Annotated in this window: 1 pseudogene; it reads right to left on the bottom strand. The window is 40.9% G+C overall.

The annotated features are described in order from the left end of the window. Positions 1-3959 (bottom strand): annotated as a pseudogene (locus ACFIMU_RS08495) (hypothetical protein); the annotation flags it as partial.

The raw sequence follows: 3959 nt of genomic DNA, 5'->3' as shown, positions 1-3959 counted from the left end.
TCTCCACCTATCTTGATTACCTTCGTAGCATCATCCTGCTTAACAAGACTATCTCCTACAACTTTATTAATCTCATTCTGAAGCTCTTTATGAATATTCGTGAATGAATCACCAACACCAGCAAAGGCTGACGCAACATCATCATAGCTATGCTCTTCAACGGCACTGCCATCTTCTTTGACGATCTTAACTTTGAAGCTTGGAGCACTCCATTGACCTTCCTTATATTCAGCGCCACCACCTAAATAAGTTGCAACTGTCTTATTCGTATCAAAAAGCTGAGAACCATTGACCGCTTCACTTGAGCTTGCAGAAATCTCTCCATTGGAAAGAAACTTAATTTTACTGTTGCCTTTCTCATCACCCTCTCCATGCGTTGCTACAAACGCCTTTTCAGAATCACTCCACAACAACGCATTCTGCTTAATATTTTCAGTAACCTCCGTGTTGTTTTGAGTAAACTCTTTTTGAAGATTCTCAAAAGATGTTCCTACACCAGCAAATGCTTCCGATACAGTATCATACTTCTTCTCTTCAACTTTAGTACCATCCTCATTAACGATCTTAACTTTGAAACTTGGAGCCGTCCAAGCGCCACCTGCATAACTAGCATCACCACCTAAAGACTTTGCAACACTGTTACCTAGAGAATATAGCTGATTTCCTGCTACAGCATCGCTTGAGCTAGCAGTAATATCACCATTTGCAAGTGATGTGATTTTGCTGTTCATCTTCTCACTATCTTTTTCTCCATGCAAGGCGACAAAAGCACCTTCAGCCTTGCTCCATGATAAAGAATCTTGTGCAACTCCTTCTGAAACTTCCTTAATACGAGCGTTGATAGTGCTCATGCTGTCATTAATGTCATTAAACGCACCTGCAACATTATTACTGCTCTTCTTATCTCCTTTCGTACCATCATTGCTGAAAGTCTGAATTTGGAAATCCGGATCTTGCCATTCGCCTTTCTCATTATAACCAGCACCTCCACCAAAATAGCCAGCAAACTTTTTTTGCAGATCATAAATCTGTCCACCCGTAATCGCATCACTCGAGCCTGATACTATAGAGCCAGCTGCAAGTGATGTGAGCTTGCTGTTCTCTTTATTGTCCCCATGCGTCGCTACAAACGCTTCTGCGTCCTTATCCCACAACAGCGCATCGCCTTGAACTTCCTGAGTAATATTCGTGATATTTTCAGTAAGTTCATTAAACTTATTCGTTAGGTTGTTATTCACATTCTTGAAATTCGTATCAATACCTTCAATGGCTAAACCAACATCACCATAAGATTTTTCTACTACCTCGCCTTTTGCATCAACACTGGATAATTTATAGGTTGGACCCGTGAAAGTACCATCTTTAAAGCTTGTACCTCCACCTAAGTATTTCGCAATATCCTGAGAAACCTTAGAAACCTGACCGCCATTAACCGCATCATGCGAATTCTCACTAATCTGACCTTCGGCAACATTATGCAAACCAACAGTTGCAGAACCCTTACCTTTACCCAAAGTCACACTCGCATAATTAGTGCTGCTATTATCATCACCTTGTTTATCATAGTGAACAACAGCCGATTCATCAGACTGAAGACTGGTAGAAAGATCCTTTAAACTTTCATCAAGCTGACCCTTGTTAACCGCTTCATTATCCCTTGTCGCTGTCTTAACACCTGAAAGTATTCTATCTTGGCTTTCCTTATCCGCAATACTGATGCTCGCACCTTCTTTTTCACCACCAAGCTTGATTACATTTGTCGTATCATCAAACTTAACAAGACTATCTCCTACAACTTTATTAATCTCATTCTTAAGCTCTTTGTGAATATTCGTGAATGAAGCGCCTACACCAGCAAATGCTTTAGCAACATCATCATAACTTTGCTCTTCAACAGCACTGCCATCTTCTTTGACGATCTTAACTTTGAAGCTTGGAGCATTCCATTGACCTTCTTTATATTCAGCGCCACCGCCAAAGGATTTAGCTATATTCGTAGCTGTTGTTTCAAGATTGTTAGATACACTGCTTACATTTTGATTAGTCGCAAAAAGCTGAGAACCATTGACCGCTTCACTTGAGCTTGCAGAAACCTCTCCATTGGAAAGAAACTTAATTTTACTGTTGCCTTTCTCATCACCCTCTCCATGCGTTGCTACAAACGCCTTTTCAGAATCACTCCACAACAACGCATTCTGCTTAATATTTTCAGTAACCTCCGTGTTGTTTTGAGTAAACTCTTTTTGAAGATTCTCAAAAGATGTTCCTACACCAGCAAATGCTTCCGATACAGTATCATACTTCTTCTCTTCAACTTTAGTACCATCCTCATTAACGATCTTAACTTTGAAACTTGGAGCCGTCCAAGCGCCACCTGCATAACTAGCATCACCACCTAAAGACTTTGCAACACTGTTACCTAGAGCATATAGCTGATTTCCTGTTACAGCATCGCTTGAGTCTTTAGTGATATCCCCATTTGCAAGCGACGTTATCTTGCTGTTCGTCTTGCTTTCCTTCTCTCCATGCTTGGCTACAAACGCCTCTGCGTCCTTATTCCACAACAGCGCATCGCCTTGGACAGATTCTGTGATATTCGTGACTTTGTCATTAAAGTCTTTAACCACATTCGTGAAAGAATTACCAACACCTGAAAGAGCTTCTGAAACACTATCGTACTCAGCTTCTTCTGATGTGCCATCTTCTTTAAGGTGTGTAACTTTAAATCTAGGCAACAACCATTGATCTTTCTCATACTTAGCATCACCGTTTAAGTACGATGCAAGATCTTTTCCTAAGGAATAAAGTTGGGAGCCATTTACTGCATCTGTAGATTCTTTCGTAATATCTCCTGCCGCAAGGAACTTAATCTTGCTATTTGTCTTTGCACCGTCTTTTCCTCCATGCAAGGCTACAAAGGATTTTTCACCCTCGCTCCATGATAAAGAATCTTGTGCAACTCCTTCTGAGACTTCCTTAATACGCTGATTCACATTTTTGATATTTGCATCAAGTCCCTCAAATGCTAAACCAACATTGGTAAAGGCTTTTTGTGTTACCTCGCCATCTTCAGAAACGCGAGATAAGTTGTAAGTAGGGTTGGTAAAGCTACCGTCTTTAAATGCCGCATCGCCGCCAAGGAATTTAGCTACATTCTGAGAAATCGTGTTGATCTGACTACCATTAATCGCATCATGTGAATTTTCAGCAATGGTACCATCCGCTACATTATGAAGTGCAACTGGTCCTGCATCCTTACCTTTACCTAAAGTCACACTCATGTAATCAATGCCGCCATTCTCACCCTCTTTTTTATCGTAATGAACAACAGCCGAGTCATCAGACTGAAGGCTGGTAGAAAGATCTTTCAGACTTGCATCAAGCTGACCCTTGTTAACCGCTTCATTATTCTTCGTTGCTGCCTTAACACCTGAAAGTGTCCGCTCTTTGCCCTTGTCATCCAGAAGACTTATTTCAGTGCCTTCTACTTCTTTACCAATAGTGATAATTTTCGTCTTCTCATCCTGCTTGACAAGGCTATCACTGACTACATTGGTCACATCATGATGAACATTCGTGACAGAACTACTAATATCAGAAAGTGCTTCCGCTACACTCTTATAGCTTTCCTCACTTTCTTTACCTTCTGCATCAACTTTCTTGATTACAAAATTTGGAGCCTTCCATTGTCCATCTTTAGCATAACCTGCACCACCACCAAAATAAGTCGCCAGCGTCTGATTCATTGAATAAAGTTGATTACCAGCGACAGCATCCGTTGATTTAGCGCTAATCTCACCATTTGCTAGAAACGTAATTCTACTGTTTTCTTGTGTCCTTACAGCTCTGCCTTGTTCTTCTTGCTTCTTCTCATGACGCGCGACAAAGGCATTGGCTTCATCATTCCATAACAAAGAATCTTGCGCTACTCCTTCAGAAACTTCTTTAATCCGTGCATT

This window comes from Bartonella sp. AC70YNML (genome assembly GCF_042196545.1).
Lineage (GTDB): Bacteria > Pseudomonadota > Alphaproteobacteria > Rhizobiales > Rhizobiaceae > Bartonella.
The sequence above is the reverse complement of the archived record's forward strand: the minus strand, read 5'-3'. Positions and strand labels throughout refer to the sequence as shown.